General features: G+C 48.8%; 20 protein-coding genes. 3 read left to right on the forward strand and 17 right to left on the reverse strand.

Annotation, left to right across the window (positions count from 1 at the left end; genetic code table 11):
* Nucleotides 1–156 precede the first annotated feature (156 nt).
* Together EQU24_RS14175 and EQU24_RS14180 are read right to left on the reverse strand one after the other, a co-directional pair.
* Nucleotides 157–495: a type II toxin-antitoxin system PemK/MazF family toxin gene (locus tag EQU24_RS14175; RefSeq protein ID WP_017838870.1), complete on the reverse strand. Its 339-nt coding sequence runs from the start codon at nucleotides 493–495 to the stop codon at nucleotides 157–159.
* Nucleotides 480–722 (reverse strand): ribbon-helix-helix domain-containing protein, encoded by a 243-nt coding sequence (locus EQU24_RS14180; protein ID WP_017838869.1) that lies wholly within the window; start codon nucleotides 720–722, stop codon nucleotides 480–482. Before EQU24_RS14180 ends, EQU24_RS14175 begins: the two co-directional genes overlap by 16 nt.
* 330 nt (nucleotides 723–1,052) lie before the next feature.
* Between EQU24_RS14180 and EQU24_RS14185 the strand changes: the two genes are divergently transcribed.
* On the forward strand, nucleotides 1,053–1,793 hold the full coding sequence (locus EQU24_RS14185) for a DUF5131 family protein (protein WP_017838868.1): 741 nt from the start codon (nucleotides 1,053–1,055) through the stop codon (nucleotides 1,791–1,793).
* Here the strand turns inward: EQU24_RS14185 and EQU24_RS14190 are convergent.
* From EQU24_RS14190 to EQU24_RS14225, 9 genes are all read right to left on the reverse strand, one after another.
* Entirely contained in the window at nucleotides 1,777–2,658 is an 882-nt protein-coding gene (locus EQU24_RS14190; protein ID WP_017838867.1) for a three-Cys-motif partner protein TcmP, read from the reverse strand. The genes EQU24_RS14185 and EQU24_RS14190 overlap by 17 nt on opposite strands.
* A 355-nt stretch (nucleotides 2,659–3,013) precedes the next feature.
* Nucleotides 3,014–3,169 carry a hypothetical protein gene (locus tag EQU24_RS22450; protein ID WP_017838866.1) on the reverse strand — a complete coding sequence of 52 codons (156 nt, stop codon included), beginning with the start codon at nucleotides 3,167–3,169 and terminating at the stop codon, nucleotides 3,014–3,016.
* Nucleotides 3,166–4,113, reverse strand: a complete 948-nt coding sequence (locus tag EQU24_RS14195; protein ID WP_138767182.1) for a hypothetical protein — start codon at nucleotides 4,111–4,113, stop codon at nucleotides 3,166–3,168. Before EQU24_RS14195 ends, EQU24_RS22450 begins: the two co-directional genes overlap by 4 nt.
* Before the next feature lie 401 nt (nucleotides 4,114–4,514).
* The gene (locus EQU24_RS14200; RefSeq protein WP_144053568.1) at nucleotides 4,515–4,760 is read right to left on the reverse strand and encodes a hypothetical protein; all 246 of its coding nucleotides are present in this window, start codon (nucleotides 4,758–4,760) and stop codon (nucleotides 4,515–4,517) included.
* Between the two features lie 88 nt (nucleotides 4,761–4,848).
* Entirely contained in the window at nucleotides 4,849–5,604 is a 756-nt protein-coding gene (locus tag EQU24_RS14205; RefSeq protein ID WP_014148785.1) for an ATP-binding protein, read from the reverse strand.
* A 24-nt stretch (nucleotides 5,605–5,628) separates the two neighbouring features.
* The gene (locus tag EQU24_RS14210) at nucleotides 5,629–6,378 is read right to left on the reverse strand and encodes a J domain-containing protein (RefSeq protein WP_017838863.1); all 750 of its coding nucleotides are present in this window, start codon (nucleotides 6,376–6,378) and stop codon (nucleotides 5,629–5,631) included.
* Complete coding sequence (locus tag EQU24_RS14215) at nucleotides 6,378–7,535, reverse strand: tetratricopeptide repeat protein (RefSeq protein WP_017838862.1); 1,158 nt, start codon at nucleotides 7,533–7,535, stop codon at nucleotides 6,378–6,380. Before EQU24_RS14215 ends, EQU24_RS14210 begins: the two co-directional genes overlap by 1 nt.
* 876 nt (nucleotides 7,536–8,411) lie before the next feature.
* Nucleotides 8,412–8,630: a PA3496 family putative envelope integrity protein gene (locus tag EQU24_RS14220; protein ID WP_017838859.1), complete on the reverse strand. Its 219-nt coding sequence runs from the start codon at nucleotides 8,628–8,630 to the stop codon at nucleotides 8,412–8,414.
* Between the two features lie 379 nt (nucleotides 8,631–9,009).
* Nucleotides 9,010–10,569, reverse strand: coding sequence for a porin (locus EQU24_RS14225; RefSeq protein WP_017838858.1), 1,560 nt, complete (start codon nucleotides 10,567–10,569; stop codon nucleotides 9,010–9,012).
* 332 nt (nucleotides 10,570–10,901) lie between these two features.
* Here EQU24_RS14225 and mgtE point away from each other — a divergent pair, with 332 nt between their 5' ends.
* On the forward strand, nucleotides 10,902–12,251 hold the full coding sequence (gene mgtE / locus EQU24_RS14230) for a magnesium transporter (protein WP_017838857.1): 1,350 nt from the start codon (nucleotides 10,902–10,904) through the stop codon (nucleotides 12,249–12,251).
* Nucleotides 12,252–12,434: 183 nt separating this feature from the next.
* Here mgtE and EQU24_RS14235 read toward each other — a convergent pair whose 3' ends face one another.
* The 6 genes from EQU24_RS14235 to EQU24_RS14260 form a co-directional block, all read right to left on the reverse strand.
* Nucleotides 12,435–13,676: a TIGR03862 family flavoprotein gene (locus EQU24_RS14235; RefSeq protein ID WP_026129958.1), complete on the reverse strand. Its 1,242-nt coding sequence runs from the start codon at nucleotides 13,674–13,676 to the stop codon at nucleotides 12,435–12,437.
* A 328-nt stretch (nucleotides 13,677–14,004) separates the two neighbouring features.
* Nucleotides 14,005–14,328, reverse strand: coding sequence for a HesB/IscA family protein (locus tag EQU24_RS14240; protein WP_014149206.1), 324 nt, complete (start codon nucleotides 14,326–14,328; stop codon nucleotides 14,005–14,007).
* 253 nt (nucleotides 14,329–14,581) lie between these two features.
* A complete protein-coding gene (locus tag EQU24_RS14245; protein ID WP_017838854.1) occupies nucleotides 14,582–15,688 on the reverse strand; it encodes a cysteine desulfurase family protein in 1,107 nt (368 codons plus the stop codon).
* A 12-nt stretch (nucleotides 15,689–15,700) separates the two neighbouring features.
* The gene (locus EQU24_RS14250) at nucleotides 15,701–16,180 is read right to left on the reverse strand and encodes an Rrf2 family transcriptional regulator (RefSeq protein ID WP_026129957.1); all 480 of its coding nucleotides are present in this window, start codon (nucleotides 16,178–16,180) and stop codon (nucleotides 15,701–15,703) included.
* A 296-nt stretch (nucleotides 16,181–16,476) separates the two neighbouring features.
* Nucleotides 16,477–17,232 (reverse strand): serine O-acetyltransferase, encoded by a 756-nt coding sequence (cysE, locus tag EQU24_RS14255; protein WP_017838852.1) that lies wholly within the window; start codon nucleotides 17,230–17,232, stop codon nucleotides 16,477–16,479.
* Between the two features lie 2 nt (nucleotides 17,233–17,234).
* Nucleotides 17,235–17,963 carry an RNA methyltransferase gene (locus EQU24_RS14260; RefSeq protein WP_017838851.1) on the reverse strand — a complete coding sequence of 243 codons (729 nt, stop codon included), beginning with the start codon at nucleotides 17,961–17,963 and terminating at the stop codon, nucleotides 17,235–17,237.
* Between the two features lie 92 nt (nucleotides 17,964–18,055).
* Between EQU24_RS14260 and suhB the strand changes: the two genes are divergently transcribed.
* Nucleotides 18,056–18,865: an inositol-1-monophosphatase gene (gene suhB, locus EQU24_RS14265; protein WP_017838850.1), complete on the forward strand. Its 810-nt coding sequence runs from the start codon at nucleotides 18,056–18,058 to the stop codon at nucleotides 18,863–18,865.
* Nucleotides 18,866–19,828: the final 963 nt, after the last annotated feature.

Genomic DNA, 19,828 nt, shown 5'->3' on the forward strand with positions numbered 1-19,828 from the left:
TTTGTAACGTCAGTTAAAGGTCTTGCTGAAGTAGTCATTACTCGATTACCTAGATTAAGTTCCAAAGGCGAAACCATCTTTGTATGTTGTTCTGTTTCCATCTGTCTTGCTCACCGAAGAATTGAATAACCTGGGGCATAGCAAAGTTACAGTTTATTAACCGCCGATAATATCATTCAAACCTTCGATTACATGCGCAAGCTCATCCGGTGCGAGATTCCCGATCTTCTTGCCGATACGCTCAGTTGAGAGCGTACGAATCTGACTGATTTTCACCCATGAACGCTTTGGCAGCTTTGAGGCAAGAACTTCGTGTGTAAGCGGAAAGCCCGCTTTCTGCTCTTGACTTGTAAGTGCCATCGCTATGACAGTACCAGAGCGCTCGTTGAATATATCTTGGCTTAGGATAAGAACCGGGCGCTCGCCAGACTGCTCCCGACCTATCGTAGGATTGAGATCAGCCCAGCGAATCTCGCCTCTCAGTATTTTGGCCATGCATCCAGATCCTCAGACAATCCTTCGTCAGCCATGGCCTTCTCGAAAGCAGGATCCAGCTTGGCACATTCCTCGGCCAAGCGATTGCGCTCAAGGCGCTCCAACTTCTCTAGCACAGCCTCCTGGATGGCGCGGCTACGATTGCTAAATACTTTGCGCTTCACCAGGGCATCGACCTTGGCGAGAACCCCTTCCTCAATGGTTATTGCTACTTTCATCTGACTCATGATCATTACCCTTAACGGTATGATGGATTATCATACTCCCGAGATGAGAAAGTGGCAAGGCGATGCGGTTAACGTTAAAGTAAGGGGCGCGACGATCAGCTAGGCATTTTTTTACACTGACCCCAATTAGTGAAACACATAAACACCTGTTCCGGTTTTCAATTCAATAAGTGCAAAATTAAAGACCTGCCCCCTATCTTCATGACCCCTCTCGTTCCAGGCGTGGCCGGCATTTGCTGCCGTTTGGGGGTTTCTTCGGGCGAGTTTGGTGCTAGACTGAGACTATCGATGCCCAAACAGTGTGATCAATTACCGCAGCAGGAGGAGGTTATGAGTAATAAAACACCTATTGAATGGACCGAGCAGACGTGGAATCCGACGACGGGGTGCACGAAGATCAGTCCCGGATGCAAGCATTGTTATGCCGAAGTGATGGCGCTGCGTCTTCAGGCGATGCGCGCGCCTGGGTATGACAACGGTTTCGCGTTGTCGTTGATGCCGAATAGGCTCGATCAACCGTTACACCGTAAGAAGCCGACGCTCTATTTCGTAAACAGTATGAGCGATTTGTTTCACGAGCAAATTCCTTACAATTATCTTGATCGGGTATTCGCCGTCATTGAGCAAACCCCGCAGCATACGTATCAGATATTGACTAAGCGCGCGGAAAGGATGGCCGACTATTTCGCCGCGCGGCCGGTACCGCGCAATGCCTGGCTTGGGGTGAGCGTGGAGGACAAGCGGTACGGTCTACCGAGAATAGAGGTGCTGAAGCGCATCGATGCGGCGGTTCGGTTTTTGTCTTGCGAACCGCTCCTGGAAGATTTGGGCGTTATGGATATCGGCGGCATTCATTGGGTAATCGTCGGCGGCGAAAGCGGCGCGAATGCCAGGCCCATGAGTGAGCATTGGGTGTTGTCGATCAAAAATCAATGCGAGCGCGCCGGGGTTGCTTTTTTCTTTAAGCAATGGGGAATGTGGGGCGACGATGGCGTCAAGCGTAATAAAAAAAATAACGGCCGATTATTACAAGGCAAGACCTGGGATCAGTATCCTATTCATGCTGCTTAAGCAGATGATTTGCGGCCTTTAACGCCAGCCCGATCGCTTTTCCGGAATCGTTCGAGACGCAAAAAAACAACGAGAACAGTTGAGCGCCTTTTTGGGGCAGTGGGAGCGGATCGAAAACATAGGGAAAGCAAGTCTTCAGTCGCGCTTTGATCCATTGCTCGATTTCTTTGACGGGGATCCGGTGCTTTACCTCTTCGTCGAACAAGTGCGTTTGATTGGATGACGGGTAAAAGGCAGTTTCCCATTCGTCGGTGCCGAACAGCTTGTTCAGGTTGTCTTTTTTGTAGTCTTCCAGTTTTCGATAGTCTCGCGGCGTTTGCCGGTAAACGCCGCTTAATGGAAAGAGCAGCCAAACATCGAAGGCTTTGGTCGATGCGATGGCTTCAAGGGATCTCCATTCGATTTGATTTCCATAAGGATCTAAGAAAATAACGCCCCGGTATTTGTTTTTGTCCCAAATCGGTTTCTTGGCTAGGGTCTGTATGACTTGATTGGCATCGTTATTGTCGATTTGAATGTGTCGTTCAGGATGGGCTTGTTTTAGGCTGTTTAGGGCTTGGCAACGGGTGGCGTCTTTTTCGACGAACAGGTAACGATCGAATGCCGGGTCGATATCAAGGGCTATTTTTGCCGAGCCGTCATAGGTTAGTTTTTGTGCGGATTCGTTAAAAAATGGCGCTTCGGGAATGTTCTCAGATCGGCTTCCGGATCCGGCAAAGGCGTCTATATAAAGCAATTCGAAATTCTGCTTTTTCAATGCCGTGGTGTAAAACTGCAAGTATTTCCTCAAAATATCCAGCTTAATTTCCGTCCATGAGCCGCCAAAGTAATGATCGTTGTTTGGCGGGGAAGTGGGTATGTGCATTTTGCTCTCCTTCCTCCGCTGAAAATCTTGGAAACGGAGCGTTAGCGAAGTGAAGATTTTTAGTCCCCGATAGCCGTAGCGCCGGGTGTTTTGCCGGAGTCTGCGCGAATAGCGCAGGCGGAGGCAAAATACAAGGCATCGCGACACGGCGTAAAGCCATTTGTGGGAGTGCTACGGAGCCGCATCGAGTTTACGATGATGTGGCGTAGTGGCACGGACGCAGGGCGAATCGGGGCCGCCGAAGGCAATAATCGCCAAGTCATTTTTCGCTGCTGAAATCGGACGGACCCCATTTCAGCTTTCGCGAAAAATCTTGGCGCGCTTGTTGTTGCTTTGCCGGAGGATTGTTTTCGTTTTACTTTGCCGGATGACGATTAAATGCTTTATTCCAATTTTTTGAATCTTTTTTGGCCTGTGCAACCCACTGTGCGGCTTCTTTTTTTAATTGCTCTTTGCTGCTGTTCCCTAGTTCGACGAGGACTGGGATCGATTGTCTTGTTAATTTTTTCATATATTTGCCTTATCGGTCGCGCGATCTTTTAATTCGCTAAGCGCATATTCTATTAATATTCTCTTTTTAAAAACTTCCAGTACCTTTATATATATTTCTCGTTTTTCTTCATCGAAAAACTGTTTGTTTGCGGTAATTCTTATGACAAGAGGGATTTCTTTTGTGTGACCTGTATTTATGGGATAGCAAATTGCCGACCCTTCTTCTAAATTGCAATATTCTGAGATTTTGCGGTTCTTTTTCTTTTTTTCGGCTTTGATATCAGAAATTATAGTCATTCTCTTGTTTTTGGCTGAATATGACGCTAAAGATTTTTGGTCGCTAATGAGATCTGACTCTGGTATTTGTGATTCAGGATAATAGCTCCATACGTCTCTCGATCGATTGTTCTTCATTCGGAAGACAACGGTTACGATATCGACTTTGTCTTTGTTTTCGATTTTGTACAGTCCTTCTAATAAAATATGAATGGCTCTTGTGATCTCGGCAAGCTGTTTTTCGGGTTCTGTAATTTTGTTAAAAATTTTTCCAGGACTGGTTGCGCAAGTACTTTTGTTCAGCGCCGTAAGAAATCTATCCATCTTTTTATCGACTGGTGAATCGAGTGCAGATAGTAGAAGAAAAAGCCCCTCTGTTGAAATGTTGTCATCATACTTTGAAGACTTGGAGTCTATGAAATCTTCAAAACTGGACAGTATTGGAACAATAACAAGCCCAAATACAATAATAACTATATGCGCATCAATTTTTTCTATAATGATTGGCGGCATAGCGTTTTTCGCAGAGTCTATTTTGTAGATTGCTAACACCGCACTTGGCAAGGCCAAGACAACAGGTTTTACGAGTATCTTGTATAGAAAACTTCTAATGACGGCTAAATATGCCTTGACCAGTTTTTTAAAAATCGGCTTTCTAAGAACATATATCAAAATCAATACAGCCACTACAAGTAATATGTCTAATATCAACAACTTGGCGTTCTCATTTTACTGCATATGGACGAAATACTATGGCACTTCCGGATTCCCCCATAAGCGCCACCTTAAGCGCCTAAGTACTTGATTAAGCAAGGCTAACACCTAAAGCCCAACATTCAACGACAGGGAAAGGGAAAGGGGCGAAAAAAAGGGGGATTACTTTTTGGCTGATGGCATGCGATAACAAAAGCAAACCGAACCCTTTTCTAGGGCATGATAGCGGTTGGTCATCGCTAATCAAATTTAAACAATTTGCATCTATAACGAATGGCTAAAAATGTTTGATGCAAGACCCCGAAGCCGCAAACCCCTTCCGCTCAAGAACAAAAAGATCTGAACGTCAAATACAAGCCACCCGATCTTAATGCTTAATGCCTGTAATGATCGTAGTATTCAAGCTTCTCGCATAGCTCATCAAGCTCGAAAGCCAAACTATTGCTGTTACAATGATTGCACTCTAGCGACAAATAGCCGATCAAATCTTTAAGTTCATCCGGTTCAATATCAACGGTTTTACGCCGTTTATTAACCAATTGCGACTTTATGTTTTTAGGAACGACGTACCAATACTTATGAATAAGCTCTTTCTCTCTGCTGTCGAGTTCTATTCTCATAAATCGCTCAAGTTGCTTCTTTAATAATCCATCCTGTAGCATCATCCGGCATGAAGCCGGAACCCGAAAAACTAGGGCGAATGCCCTGTCATTCGCTATAGGCATTGTAAAACTGCTTTGCGGTTCGGCCGCTTTTCGATGCCCTGAGCTTGGCAAACTCCAGGGCTTTTTGATGGAGTTGTTCGCTGTCGCCGTCGTAACTGGTGAACAGACTATCGACGATTTCCAGAAAAGTTTCGGTATTCGGCGGGTAAAACGACAACCACAAGCCGAAGCGGTCGGAAAGCGATATTTTTTGTTCGACCGCATCGGAATAATGAACTTCGCCGTCGACCAAGCGGGTGTCGAGATTGTCGCGCATCTGTTCCGGCATCAGATGGCGCCGGTTCGATGTGGCATAGAGCAATACATTTTCCGGCGGCAATTCGATGGAACCTTCCATGACGCTCTTCAATGCGGTATACAAGCCGTTATCGGCTTCGAAGGAAAGGTCGTCGCAATAGACGATGAAACGCTGCTCTTGTTCGCGAATGTCGTCGACGATTTCGGGCAGATCGATCAAATCTTGTTTGTCCACTTCAATGACCCGCAGACCCCGATCCTTGTATTCATTGAGCAAGGCCTTGATCAACGACGATTTACCGGTACCTCGCGCGCCCCAAAGCAAGGCGTTATTGGCCGGTTTTCCCGCTAAAAAGCGCTCGGTATTGTCGATCAAGCATTGCTTTTGCCGATCGATACCGAGCAAATCATCGAGTCGAATCGCATCCAGTTGCTTGACCGGCCGCAGACATTCTTTCCGCCGCCGCCAAATAGCGGCGTGAGTTTGATTCCAATCGATCATGACCGTCCCTCCTTCAATTAGCGCTTAACTCGCCGGTTGGCAAAGCAATTCCAAACGAACCTTGCGCTCGTTGATATGCCGGGTCAATTGCCTGGCCAAGTCGCCGAGCGGGTCTTCGCCGCTCGCTTCGGCCTCGCCGACCGTGCTCATCAATTCGTATAATTCCGTTTGCTTTTGTTCGCTGAGTTCCTGTTCGGCCTCGGACAAACGCCGGCGCAATTGTGCGATACGGCGAATCACTTTGACCAAGCGCGCGCCGGTATCGCTACCTTCGACGGCTTCCGAATCTTCGCCGAAATCGATAACCAATTGTTCGATTGCCGCCAAATCGCCGGCCTCGTAGGCACGATTGACTCGGGCCATCATGATTGTGCGGCGTTCACGTTCGATCTCGTTGGTGGCGCGGTCGGGATGCATCAGCTTAGTCGCTTTACGGTAGGCTTGTTTGATTTCCGGCGTAATTTTGGCCGGCGGCGCCTGATTTTCGGTTAAACCGGCTTCTTCGGCCGATCGCCGCGCCTGCTGCTCGGCGTCATGGGCCCGCGCTTGCAACTCGATATTGTCGGGATAGCGCTCGGCCTCTTCCGATGTAATTCTGGCACCCAACTCATCCATTTCGACATACAAATACCCCACCAAGCGGTAGTAGCGGTAATGAAACTGCGACATTTCGGTTTTTAACGTTTCCAACGCCAACTCAGCGGATGCGACCTGCTCTTCAAGCTCGGTTTCTTCACACTCCAAGCGCTTGAGTTCTTGTTCTTCCGGTAGCATTAACGATTCTTCCAATTGATGCCGAATCTCGACAGAAATTCTTGCGTTTTCACATGCCCGCGACCGGCAATCTTGCGATACCAATACAAGGCTTGCTGATCAACGGCTTCAACCACCGGACCGTTCGGATAAACTCGATGCAGCATATCTTGCGCTCTCGGCGCGCCTTGTTCGGCGGCTTGTCGATACCAAAACACGGCTTTTTCATAATCTTGCGCCACTCCCAAACCGGCCCAATACAATTCGCCTAAAAAATCTTGCGCATAAGGATGACCTTGTTCGGCCGCTTTTCGGTACCAAAACGCTGCTTGCTCGCCATCTCGCGCCACACCTACACCGAACTCGTAGAGCGCCCCCAGCTCGATTTGCGCATAAACGTAGCCTTGTTCGGCGGCACGGCGGTACCAGAATGCCGCCTGCACTGTATCTTGCTCGACCCCGTAACCGCATTCGTAATTCAACCCAAGGTTGCATTGCGCTCCGGCATAGCCTTGATCGGCCGATTTGCGGTACCAAAAAACGGCCTGAATTGCATCTTGCCTGACGCCTAGTCCATATTCGTTTTTTAAACCTAAATTATATTGAGCGCAGGCCAAACCTGCTTCGGCAGCCTTTCGGCACCATGACAATGACTGAACCGGATTCTGTTCAATGCCAAAACCATTACCGTACATTTCGGCCAGGTCCATCCAAATTTCCGGATCGGCAAGCGCTTGATGAGACGTACACCAGTTGAACGCCATGCGCATATAATATTCGGCTTTTTCGGCATTTCGAGGAATCCCTTGTCCGCCCAAATACATTCTCGCAAGCGGAAAATAGGCCTTACCGTAATCTTGATCGGCTAATTCTTGGAACGTCGAGAAATCTTGTTTCAGCTGCTGCCTCATCGAAAACAAGGGCCGCAGCGATTCGCTTTCATTGCCGTTTATGACTGTAGCCGTCGCATCGCAGTTAAATCGGATTTCATTGCCGTCATCGGTAATGCGATTATAACTGTCGCGAGCTAAGCGGTAACGCTCGTCCGAATTAACCGCTGGGTCATTGGGTCGAGGGTTACGGATGGCCTCCAATCCGCGTCCGACCATGCTTGTCGATGACGAAAAAGGGGAAGAGAGATTGCGCTGCACGCTGACGGAGGGCAATCGTTCAGCCATGTCTATTTCCTTGATAGTACTTCATGATTAGAAAACTTGAGTCGTTCGTAAAGTTGGCAATATCGGAGTGTACCGAGCTTAAAATGTGGTTGCACTAAGTATTTAGATCTCGTTGAAAAAAACGGCAATTCGGGCGTAATTTTTAGCCTGCCCCCAAAGATCCCTATTACTGCACAGGGCTCTTCAAAACTGCTCGCTTTGCACACGGCGAACTCTTGATTCTTAGACAGCATGAAGTATACGTGGTTTGGCAATTTCAAAACTCTTGACCAGTGCTTTAAAACCTTTCCAGTTGTAGCTTTTGGGTTGGCAGCGCCTATTAAGCCACTTGAAAAACAGTCCTTTCACCTGGTACGCAAAGCTGTTGAGACTTTGAAAGTTTCCAGTCACACCGAAGTAGTTATACCCATCGTAGATCAAAATTCGGCATCGGGGGGTCCGCCAAAGGACGCCGTGAATACGTCCATGTAAGCTCTATGCCAGCTCCATGCTGGCAAAGCCTTTATCGGACACCCAGGCGCCTTCTCCGGCACTGCCGAAATTTGAAGTGCGAAAGGTATAAAGATCGTGCCGTCCTTGGCATGGGAGAGGTTGAACCGGCATTCACGTCACGCCGACCCAAAAACAAGAGATTTACCGGTAAACAGGCTTTCATTACTAAGGTCGAATTAACTACCTTGCCATGAAGGCCATAAGGTAAGTATTCAATCTCCCTCTTTAGAAAAAGAGGGGCTAGGTGAGATTTTTTAAATACACCCCTTTTTTAAAGGGGATGCCAGTATTACGTTAATTTGTCAGCGGGGTCGATACTTACACCATGAGCCTATTAGGTCTCCCTTTGACAAGCCTTATAAGCCTACTTTGATTGACTTACGGTTAAAAATCCAAGTCGAAATCATCGATATCGCCGAATTCCTCTTTCAATTTACGTTTTTCCCAATAAAGCTCAATTTTTCTGCGCGCATCTACTTTGTCATAAGCCGACTTTGCTTTTTTATCCGCTAACAGCTCATCGGAATCATCGATGCTGCCAACTTCATCCTCATCCTCAAAATCCATATCATCCGACAAAACGTCCGACGTAGATCCTGCCATAAATAATACCCTCAAGAAAAAATTGCTTTTTATCGCGATAATTTTCAAATGTAAAGTACTTTTTAACCACCGAATGGCGGGTATTTTTCAGTGAACACTAACTGTACCGTAACCATTCGGATTTTAATGACTTTCTTAAGTTAACGCTCGCAGCAAGAAAAACGAGACGCATACCCTGCTAACTGCTATACCCGTCGTAGATCAAAATTCGGCGCCTGGGTGTCCGCCAAAGGACGCCGTGAATACATCCATGTAGGCTCTGTGACAGCATCCCTGCTGTCAAAGCCTTTACCGAACACCCCGGTGCCTCCATACGTCAATGCCGAAATTTGAAGTGCGATGGGTATAACTGCTAACTGCTAACTAAGATCAGTCTTGATCAGTAGTAGTTCCATTGCAACTGAGCACGAAACACGTCGCCTTCCGCTTGACCGAACGCGCTGTTGTTCATATTGGTTCTATTCATATGCGAATAATTGACGACTAATTCCAGCGCCTTCATGATCTGCCATTCGACACCGATCTCGAGTTCGTCGACTTCCATTTTCGGCATGTTCGCATTGGCCTTCCAAACGCCTCGATAGGTTTGCCATTTGACATAAGGAATCCAGTTACCGTAAAAGTCATCAATTTGGTACATCGCCTGCACATAACCGCCGCTAAGAGACGTTTGTTCGATCCTTGCATTGTCGACGTTCAAGGCACCCGCATTACCCCAGTTCCATTCGGCCTGGAAGCCGAAAGGTTGCGGGAAAAGAATTGCATGGACGGCTACACGCTGCTCCGTGAAGTCTCTGTTTTTTCCGCTATTTGCTTCGATTGTGCTTCCTGATATGTTGATCGAGTCATCGAATGTTTTGAAGTTTCCGAAAGTCGGCTTGAATTTACCCGAAAACGCATCGGCACCGACTTCAAGAACCTGCCCACTTAGACTATCGCTCATGAATCCCAGGTCGAAAGGATAAGTCGAGTGCGCCACGAAATACATGCCATCATTGGCTTCTTCTTTATTCAGACTCTGGCCGTTATAAATACCGACACCGAGAACGCCGTAGTCGCCTGAAGTTTTCTGACCTTTCTTACTCAAGTCTTTCCAAAGCTCCTGGACATGCGTTGGCGTATAGTAAGCAAACAAACCGAGATCGCGCTCGCTCGGTACCGCACTGTTGATTGCATCGTTTCGATCTAATGCGATACGATTTTGAGACGATTGAAGATTTTCCCAACCGAACGGCACTTTCGATTGACCGGCACGGATCCGATATTCGTGATCCTTCGTCAAATAGATATCGGCATAGGCGTCGCGTAATTGCGCGAAATGCAAACTGCTTTCTCCTCCGCTCTGATTTCGCACCGTCGTCGCGAAATCGGGCTGTATGTAGAGATACAAAAAGTTGCTGATGTCTCCGTAAATGACCAAACGCACCCTACGGAACGTAAAGTTTTGATTGTCTTTGACTCCACTGTCCATTACCGAACGTAATTCCGGGTTGTCTCTACTGCCGACACGATCGCCCGAAAATAGATGGTTATAGCGCATCTGCGTATAGCCCCTCAGGTTAATCCGGTCATACCAATGGTCTTCGGGCGTTTCCTTGAGTTTCCGCGGCGTATGTACGCCGGCACGCGTATCGACGTGAGGGTCGACATCGACTGCACGGGCACGCGCCATCTTGACGTCCATATCCTCGGGAAGCGCTTGCTCGTCTTGCATCGTTTCTTTGCCTGAAACCGCTCGATTTGCGATAGCGTTATCGGCTTTTGCCGACGCCTTGTCGTCAACTCTTTCGAAATCGCCTAATTTCGTCCGATTAGGCCCCGGCTCTGCATACAATTGTTTGGTTTCGATATCGACATAGAGCTCGAGCGACGCAGCATCCGGCGAAATAGCCGCCCCCAGTACCGACATGATCGCAATGGAAAGTTTTTTAAATTTCATATAAATGGAGATGTCATCCGGTGATGTTGTTTAACCGGCCGCCATAATATGACTGAAATGTTACAGTTTAATGACAAACGAATACTCGTGGATTACTCGCAGCCGACAAATCAATGCATAATCCGCGGAGAACCTGTACTGCCCGGCCGATTGACAAGCGCGCCAAGCGTTAAGTAAACTGCCCTCGCATGTAACAGCATTTATGACGCCAAACCGGTCTTACTTTAAGGACCGGCCCGATATGTTTTCCCAACCACGCACCCGGCAGCAAACCAATCATGCTCGCAGGTTTTCGCATACGCCAATAAACCATTCAAAAGGAACTGTCGATCATGACTCATCCGATCATCGAATCATTTCTGCGTCACTCGATCGAACGTAAGGATTATCAGGTTGTCAGGCAATTTTTAGAGGAGTTTCAACCGGCCGATTTGTGCGATCTAATCCAGCAAGAACCCTTACCGACCGCACTGGATATTCTAAAATTTTTGTCTTACGAACGACGCGCCAGTGTGTTCGGTTATTTACCCAATACGTTGCAGGAGCAACTGGCTGCGGAAATGAGCGACGACGACGTATCGTTGTTGCTAAAACACATGGACGCCGACGAAGGTGCGGACTTATTGAATCTGTTGCCTGAAGAACGTCATGACGGCGTGTTACGTTCTATCGCCAAAAAAGAACGCGAAGACTTGCGTCGCTTGGCCAGCCATTCCGAAGGCACCGCCGGCGCGATCATGACCAGCGACTATGCGGCGATCCCTGCCCATGTCAAAGTTAGCGAAGCATTAAATATCGTCCGCACGACCGCTCCGGGCGCTGAAACGATTTATCAAATTTTCGTTACCGACGGCCAGCACCAGCTGTTAGGCACGGTATCGCTAAGAGAACTAATTTTGGCACCGCAAACGGTCAAAATCCAAGACATCATGACGACCGATATCGTCACGGTTTCAGTCGATGCCGCGCAAGAAGACGCGGCAAAAACCATCAGCCGCTATGATTTACTGGCCTTGCCGGTTATCGATAGCGAAAGCCGTTTGGTCGGCATCATTACTTATGACGATGCGATGGATGTCGCCGAAGCCGAAGCCACCGAAGACATGCATAAAAGCGCGACAATCGGTAATTTGGAAGGAAATTTTCGAGACGCTCGGCTACTCACGCTATATCGCAAACGCATCGTTTGGCTCATTTTACTGGTATTCGGCAATCTATTTTCCGGAGCGGGAATTGCTTTTTTCGAAGACACGATCGCAGCGTACGTCGTTCTGGTGTTTTTCTTGCCGGTTCTGGTAGGCAGCGGCGGTAATGCAGGATCCCAAGCGGCGACCTTAGTTATTCGCGGCTTGGCGACCGGTGACGTCGACCTTAAAGATTGGGGTCGCTTACTGGGAAGGGAGTTGGTTATCGCTTCCGGCTTGGGCTTAACCATGGCAATAGCTATTTCTATGGTCGGTCATTTCCGCGGAGGCGATGAAATTGCGCTGGTCGTCGGATTAAGCATGGTGTCAATTGTAATCGTAGGCAGTCTAGTCGGCATGTGTTTACCGTTTATACTGAATCGCTTAGGTTGGGACCCTGCCACAGCCAGCGCACCTCTCGTCACGACGATCGCCGATTCGGCCGGGGTATTAATTTATTTCTCGATCGCAACAGCGATACTGGGCTTGCCGGTTTAGGGTGAGCGGTGAGCGGTGAATAGTGAATAGTGAATAGTGAATAGTGAATAGTGAATAGTGAATAGTGAATAGTGAATAGTGAAATGATGCGGCATTTTAACCACTTGTCAAGCCCTAATTTCCCCTTTCCCCTTTCCCCTTTCCTCTTTCCTCTTTCCTCTTTCCTCTTTCCCTGCTTACCGCTCACAGCTCACAGCTATCTAAATCACCCAACCATTCCAAAACACCGTGTCCAGCCGCAAAACCGCTCGCAAAACAAGCCGTCAATAAATAACCGCCGGTCGGCGCTTCCCAATCGAGCATTTCGCCGGCGCAAAATACGCCTGGCAGGTCTTTCAGCATCAAACAGTCGTCGAGCGCTTCGAACATCACGCCGCCTGCGCTGCTGATCGCTTCGTCCAGCGGCCGGGTTGCCGTTAATCGAATCGGTAAAGCTTTGATTTTCGCAGCCAATCGATGCATATCGCGATAATCGTCCGCATCGGCTAATTCGCGCAGCAATGCGGCTTTAACGCCTTTTATGCCGGCGGATTTTCTTAAGAAATTGGCCAGAGAATTTTTGCCTCGCGGCCGGGATAATTTCTTAATCAAGGCCTGTAATTCGGTTTCGGGTAGTAAGTCCAATAGCATCAGCCCCTGACCGGTTACATCGATTTGCTCGCGCAATTGCGCCGAAAAAGCATATATCAAGCTGCCTTCGACACCGTATTGCGTAATAGTAAACTCTCCATTCAAAGGATGCGAGATACCCCCTGCAGAGACGCTTACCGCCACAGATTTGACCGCTTGTCCGGCAAAAGCCTCGCGAAATCGATCGCTCCAGGCCGTTTCAAAGCCGCAATTCGACGGTCTAAGAGGCGCTACGGGAATATTACGATTAACCAGACAATCAACCCAAACACCATCCGTACCCAGTTTCGACCAACTACCACCGCCCAATGCCAAAACCGTGGCATCGGCGCGAATCGATTTTTCGCCTTGAGGCGTTAAAAATATCAACTCGCCGGTTTCGGACCAACCTTGCCAACGGTGGCGCATGTGAAAATTAACGCCCGTTTCGCGCAAACGATGCAACCAGGCGCGCAGCAAGGGCGCTGCTTTCATGTCGGTTGGAAATACGCGCCCGGAGCTGCCGATAAAAGTTTCGACACCGAGGTCGCGCAACCATTTTATAAGCTGATCGGAACCGAACGCATCGAGTATCGGCTTGATGACGCCGCTTCGCTTACCGTATCGCGATAAAAAAATATCGTAGGCTTCGGAATGCGTAATATTCATGCCGCCCTTGCCGGCCATCAGGAATTTACGGCCCACCGACGGCATCGCATCGTAAACATCGACCCGAACGCCGCTTTGACTTAACGCCTCAGCAGCCATAAGCCCGGCTGGACCGCCGCCTATGATTGCAACGAATGGCTGAATCAATCGACGGGAATCATGTCGAGTATACAGATGAGAATGATTGAGCACGAAAGGTTCCGAATGAAGACTTTTGCTGCAAAAGAGTTGAAGCAAAATGAGGAGATTAACCAAGGCGGCCGAAAAAAAAGCGATTTTAGCTAAATTTCTATGTCCCCGCTTTTTAATCTCTAAATATTTTGGAAATTATTGGTGATCACGGATTATAAAGCGTTAGGTGGAGGGCGCACATCGCGCACCCGGGTCGGGAGCTATGCCGGGTTCTGTACCGTGGAAAGGTGCGCGATGCGCACCCTACGGTACTCGCTTTGAATTTTCTATTTCTGGACAGGAATCACACCGAAAAACTCTCGCCGCAACCGCACATGCCGGTGACATTCGGATTATTGAATTTGAATGCTTCGTTGATGCCCTCGCGGCGATAATCCAACTCGATTCCATCAATCACAGCGAGATCGTCTTGCGTCGTAATGACCTTAACCCCGTATTGTTCGAACACCCGATCGCCTTCATGCACTTCATCGGCATAATCGATCGTATAAGCGAAACCGGAACAACCGGATTTTTTAACGCCTAATTTCAAACCCACGCCGCTGCCGCGTTTGTCCAATTGTTTTTTAATTTGTTTTGCCGCGCTCTCGGTTAAAGAAATCGCCATTCAACACCTCTTAACGTTACTGTGAAAGTTCGTAGATTTAGACCCATTATCTAATTTTTCAATATACAAAACTCAGTTCTGGTAATGCCGGTTCCAGAGAGGGTGCGGTTGCTCGATCGACAGGCGTCGGCGGCAGGGAGCCGCCGTCGAGCCTACATGGACGTATTCACGGCGTCCTGTCGGGCGAGTGACCGCGCCCTCCGCCACCAGAGATCTTTCATTTGCCGGGGCGATGACCGGGCCTTCATGAATATTAGGTTCGATTCAAAATAGTTTTTAAACATTTCACAAAATCGGTAATATCCGCTTCGGTATTGGCTTTACCCAAACTGACGCGCAAAGCGCTTTTAGCTAAATCCCGGGCAACACCCATCGCCGTCAATACCGGACTCGGCATGCCGCCGCCACTGGCGCAAGCCGAACCGCTCGATACCGCAAAGCCTTTTTTATCGAGTTGCATCAACAACATCTCGCCATCGACGCCGTCAATCCCGAATTGCACGGTATTGGGCAATCGTTCTACCGCTTGGCTGAAAATGGTTGCGTTCAACTCCGCCAGTCCCGGCTCCAACAATTGCCTTAAATCGAGCATTTGGTTTCGCCATTGCGACATTTCAGCAAGTGCTAATTCTGCCGCTTTACCGAAGCCGACGATTGCCGCGACATTTTCGGTACCTGCTCGAAAACCTTGCTCTTGACCGCCACCGAGCTGCAAAGGTTCCGGTTCTGTGCCTTTTTCGACGATCAACGCACCACTACCTTTGGGACCGTAAATTTTATGCCCGGATATAGACATTAACTGAACATTGAGCGCATTGAAGGCCAACGGAATTTTTCCGGCCGCCTGCACCGCATCGGCATGCACTATTGTTCCCTGTTCGCGTAACATGCCGGCCCACTCGGCGATAGACTGTATCACGCCGGTTTCATTATTGGCCAATATCAAAGAGGCGAAATTAGGCCGGTTCGCACAGCATCGCTCGAAAGATTCGCGATCGAATATACCGTTTTCATTCACGGCCAGAATATCGACTGAGCAACTACGATTTCGCAAGCGTTCGACGGGCTCGGTAACCGATGGATGTTCAATGCTGGAAATCAATAGCCGCGTATGACTCTTGATCGAGTTCAATGCCAAATTATTCGACTCGGTACCCCCGCTGGTAAAGACTACCTGACCGGGAGAGACGCCGACGAGCGCAGCAACTTGCTCCCTAGCCGCTTCAATCGCGCTACGCGATAACCGGCCGATCCGATACAGGGCCGACGGATTACCGTAAAAGGATTTCAAAAACGGCAGCATCGCCTCTAAAACGCGATCATCGAGCGGCGTCGTAGCATTGTGATCGAGATAGACCATGCGTTCGAAGACTTAAGCGCTGACTCTTTCTTGCCGATGAATTTCAACCACTTTAGCATCTTGTTCCTGCCGCTTAGCAACTTCCTGAACATGATGCCTCGTCAACAAATCGCCGAGGCTGATGCCTTTTAAATATCCCCGAATCTGATCGCTAAGCCCCATCCATAAGTCATGAGTCAAACACGCTTTGTTGTTTTGGCAATTGCCTTCGCCGGCACATTTGGTAGTATCTAGGGGTTCATCGACGGCCTCGATGATTTCGGCGATATTAATCTCGCTCGCCGCACGACTCAGACGATACCCCCCGCCGGGCCCACGCACACCGGTAACCATGCCGGCTCTACGCAAACGAGCAAACAGCTGTTCCAAATAAGATAACGAAATGGTCTGACGAGTCGCGATATCGGTTAAAGTGACCGGATCTTGCTGACTGTGATAAGCCAGATCAAGCATGGCTGTAACTGCATAGCGGCCTTTTGTGGTTAATCGCACAACCTAATCCTCAAATAGCAAATCAATGCGCATTACTATACTTAACCAAGCAAATTAGTCAACTTTGAAAAAAACTCATTTGAATTATACCGATCGTAGACCAAAATTCGGCACCGGGGCACCCGTCATATGGCGGATACTAGCAAAGCATTTGTCGGACACTCGCCCCTACGCCTCCTTGGACACTACCGAAATTTGAAGCGCCAAAGGTATAACGTCCCCCAAGAGCAAGAAAAACAGCAGATGTTCATCTTTCATCTTTCATCTTTCACCTTGCCCCTTGCCCCTTAAACTTTTCAAATCTCATCCAACTTATCGCTCTTATAATCCTCTTCCGGAATCGACTGATCCGGACATGCGATACCGGCGTCTTTTAGCGCTTTTTTCATGACTTCAAGCTGCCCGTCGACTGCTTGCATATGATCCAACATATGATTGATCGCCTTAGCGACAGGATCCGTCATGTCGTCACTCGTGCCGTAAGCATCGAAGCCCATTTTCGCGACTATTTTTTTTCGATGAGAATCAGGCTTTTTAGCCTTAGGGTCGATCACATGCCCCGGTATCCCAACCACGGTCGCACCGGCCGGAACCGATTTCAGGACAACCGAATTCGAACCGATACGCGCGCCCTCGCCTATTTCTATCGGCCCCAATACTTTCGCGCCGGCGCCTACTACAACGCCGTCATGTAAGGTCGGATGACGCTTACCTTTGTTCCATGAGGTTCCGCCTAGCGTAACACCATGGTAAAGCGTACAGTCGTCGCCGATCACTGCAGTTTCGCCGATTACGACCCCCATGCCGTGATCGATAAAAAACCGTCTGCCGATCGTCGCGCCCGGATGAATTTCAATCCCGGTCAACCAACGACCGACATGCGAGACAAAGCGCCCAAGCCATCGAAAACCGGCTTGCCAACAAAAATGCGCGACTCGATGAATCAACAACGCATGAAAACCGGGATAAGCGGTAATCACTTCAAACACCGTTTGTGCGGCAGGATCCCGTTCAAACACACAATCGATATTCTCTTTGATTTCTCGCCACATAATTAGCCCTTCTTTTTATTGCCTTGCGACATTCGTAAAATTCCGCGTAATAGGTCCACCTCTTTACTCTCTAGACGAGCCCGGTTATAGATTCTACGCAAACGGCGCATCACCGACTTCGATTTATCGGGATGCATGAAGCCGATATCGGATAGCGCTTCGATCATGTGTTCATAAAACGCTTCCATCTGAGCGGCTGTCGCCAACAAGCCTTTGCCTTTATCACCGACAGTGACTTCATAGTCCTGGCCTGAAGCCACGAAGAGCTCATAGCTGACGACTTGCACGGCGGCGGCAAGATTTAATGAACTGAAATCTTTGTTGCACGGGATTCGCAATAAATAACGACACAGGTCCAATTCATGATTTTTCAACCCGGAGTGTTCTCTACCGAATACGATTGCCGCCTTATGATCGATCGCTTCCGTTTTCAAGAGATTCGCACACTCCCTAGGTGTTAACTCCGGCCAACTAATCGTTCGGCAACGAGCACTGGTTCCTACCACAATGGAACAATCGGCGACAGCCTCTTGCAAGCTGTCGCAAACCAAAGCGGAACTCAAAATATCATCCGCCCCGGAAGCTCTGGCAGTGGCATCCGCGCAGGGAAATTGCTTCGGAGCAACCAAAACCAAATCTTTAAGGTTCATATTCTTCATGGCTCGAGCAACCGCTCCAATATTACCGGGATGAGAGGTTTCGACCAATACGATTTTAATATTCGACAACAATGCGTAGCCCCGCCATTTGAAAAAACAGAAAATTTTAACAAAAGATTTGATATGCTATTGATATTTTCTAATTCAGCTTCGTATCAAATATCATGCATCCCATGCTCAATATTGCCGTGCGCGCCGCCAGAAACGCCGGTGAGATAATTTCCCGCTCGGCCGACAATGTCGGAAAACTTCAAATCAACCGGAAAGGCATCAACGATTTCGCGACCGAAGTCGACCGCATGGCCGAACAGGAAATCATAAAAATTATTAAAACCGCCTTTCCCGATCATGCTATTTTGGCTGAAGAAAGCGGCGAACACAAAGGCAACGATTTCGTTTGGATTATCGACCCGCTGGACGGTACAACCAATTTCCTACACGGTTTTCCTGTCTATGCCGTATCAATAGCACTGCAAGTCAAAGGCAAACTGGAGCTCGGCGTCGTTTACGATCCGTTACGCGATGAATTGTTTACCGCCGAACGCGGCGGCGGCGCGATGATGAATAACCGCCGCATTCGCGTGACCAATCAAACCGGACTCAAAGGCGCACTGATCGGAACCGGTTTTCCGTTTAAAAGTCAGCAACATCTCGATGCCTATCTTGGCATGTTCCGGACCATACATGCCGATTCCGCGGGCATACGCCGTGCCGGAGCGGCCGCACTCGATTTAGCCTATGTCGCAATCGGCAGACTCGACGGTTTTTGGGAAATCGGATTACATCCTTGGGATATGGCGGCCGGTATTTTGCTGATCAAGGAAGCCGGCGGCGTCGCCACCGATTTTGCCTTCCAAGATAATTACATGGAAACCGGCAACGTCATTGCCGGCAACCCGAAAATGCACCAGGTTCTGTATCAAGCCATCGAACCGCATGTCACCGAAGCATTGACCCGGTTAAAAGCGAAATAAAATCCGCCTTCGGTGGTGCGAGTATTTACTTCTCCTAATTTAAAAATTAAAGAGAGGAGTTAGCTGAAAACCAACTTGGCTTTCTTAATGGAACCTGATTAGCAAGATGCTTCAGCTTGCCGAAGCCAAGTGTCCGAACAGGGGCAGCAATTCCCAGTTTGAGCAGTTTCGCCGATTTTAGGGTGTGGGGTATGCCTGTCGAGGAACGCCGTAAACCCATCCATGGGGGCTTGGCGGCAGCTCGAACGCCAAGGATGGCGTGAATGCAGATTTTGCATGGAGCAAAAATCTGCCCTGCTGCCGACATCCTCGCCAAGCATATCCCACACCCTTTTTGATCTCCAAATTGGGAATTGCTGGAGCAGGGGCCAGTCGTAGTCGTAAAAACTAAAATATGCTGTTACCCAAGCTCTAGCTTGGGTAACCTATTCAGGAAGCTCTAGCTTCCCGACAATCAAGAAAAATTGAACGAGCGAGTCGGGGTTGATTGAGAGTGAGCGGAGGTTGTGTCGGTCTCAGGAAACTGGAGCTTCCGAGGTGTTTCTCCCAAGCTAGAGCTCTCGTCGTTATACATAAGTCGTAAATACCCCATCTTAGCTAATGCGACTTCGATACCATTTATTGCTACCTAACGTACCCGACTTCGAAATCGCGATCAGGGGATCGCCCCCACAGAGCATCCGGCCTCCTGTGGGAGCGACGCCTTCGTCGCGACTATCGAAGCCACTGACGTTTAATATCCGCAATTTTATCAAACAACACAGCCGCGTAGGGTACGCTGTGCGTACCATGGTAACCCCGCGATAGTCATGTGCCAACCGAACCGCCAGGGCACGGCTTTGGTACGCGTAGCGTACCCTACAATTTATGTATAACGATGAGCGGAGGACCGTGGGAACCAGAAAAATTCGGAGCGGGAATCACCGTCAAGGGACGCCCCTGCTCCTATAACCTCATCCTAAC

Source organism: Methylotuvimicrobium buryatense, from assembly GCF_005931095.1.
Classification (GTDB): domain Bacteria; phylum Pseudomonadota; class Gammaproteobacteria; order Methylococcales; family Methylomonadaceae; genus Methylotuvimicrobium; species Methylotuvimicrobium buryatense.

What these genes read in the sequence shown, in the direction of transcription:
- EQU24_RS14175 (WP_017838870.1), bottom strand. Translation starts at nt 495, where the DNA reads ATGGCCAAAATACTGAGAGGCGAGATTCGCTGGGCTGATCTCAATCCT.
- EQU24_RS14180 (WP_017838869.1), bottom strand. Translation starts at nt 722, where the DNA reads ATGAGTCAGATGAAAGTAGCAATAACCATTGAGGAAGGGGTTCTCGCC.
- EQU24_RS14185 (WP_017838868.1), top strand. Translation starts at nt 1,053, where the DNA reads ATGAGTAATAAAACACCTATTGAATGGACCGAGCAGACGTGGAATCCG.
- EQU24_RS14190 (WP_017838867.1), bottom strand. Translation starts at nt 2,658, where the DNA reads ATGCACATACCCACTTCCCCGCCAAACAACGATCATTACTTTGGCGGC.
- EQU24_RS22450 (WP_017838866.1), bottom strand. Translation starts at nt 3,169, where the DNA reads ATGAAAAAATTAACAAGACAATCGATCCCAGTCCTCGTCGAACTAGGG.
- EQU24_RS14200 (WP_144053568.1), bottom strand. Translation starts at nt 4,760, where the DNA reads ATGAGAATAGAACTCGACAGCAGAGAGAAAGAGCTTATTCATAAGTAT.
- EQU24_RS14205 (WP_014148785.1), bottom strand. Translation starts at nt 5,604, where the DNA reads ATGATCGATTGGAATCAAACTCACGCCGCTATTTGGCGGCGGCGGAAA.
- EQU24_RS14210 (WP_017838863.1), bottom strand. Translation starts at nt 6,378, where the DNA reads ATGCTACCGGAAGAACAAGAACTCAAGCGCTTGGAGTGTGAAGAAACC.
- EQU24_RS14215 (WP_017838862.1), bottom strand. Translation starts at nt 7,535, where the DNA reads ATGGCTGAACGATTGCCCTCCGTCAGCGTGCAGCGCAATCTCTCTTCC.
- EQU24_RS14220 (WP_017838859.1), bottom strand. Translation starts at nt 8,630, where the DNA reads ATGGCAGGATCTACGTCGGACGTTTTGTCGGATGATATGGATTTTGAG.
- EQU24_RS14225 (WP_017838858.1), bottom strand. Translation starts at nt 10,569, where the DNA reads ATGAAATTTAAAAAACTTTCCATTGCGATCATGTCGGTACTGGGGGCG.
- mgtE (WP_017838857.1), top strand. Translation starts at nt 10,902, where the DNA reads ATGACTCATCCGATCATCGAATCATTTCTGCGTCACTCGATCGAACGT.
- EQU24_RS14240 (WP_014149206.1), bottom strand. Translation starts at nt 14,328, where the DNA reads ATGGCGATTTCTTTAACCGAGAGCGCGGCAAAACAAATTAAAAAACAA.
- EQU24_RS14245 (WP_017838854.1), bottom strand. Translation starts at nt 15,688, where the DNA reads ATGGTCTATCTCGATCACAATGCTACGACGCCGCTCGATGATCGCGTT.
- cysE (WP_017838852.1), bottom strand. Translation starts at nt 17,232, where the DNA reads ATGTGGCGAGAAATCAAAGAGAATATCGATTGTGTGTTTGAACGGGAT.
- suhB (WP_017838850.1), top strand. Translation starts at nt 18,056, where the DNA reads ATGCATCCCATGCTCAATATTGCCGTGCGCGCCGCCAGAAACGCCGGT.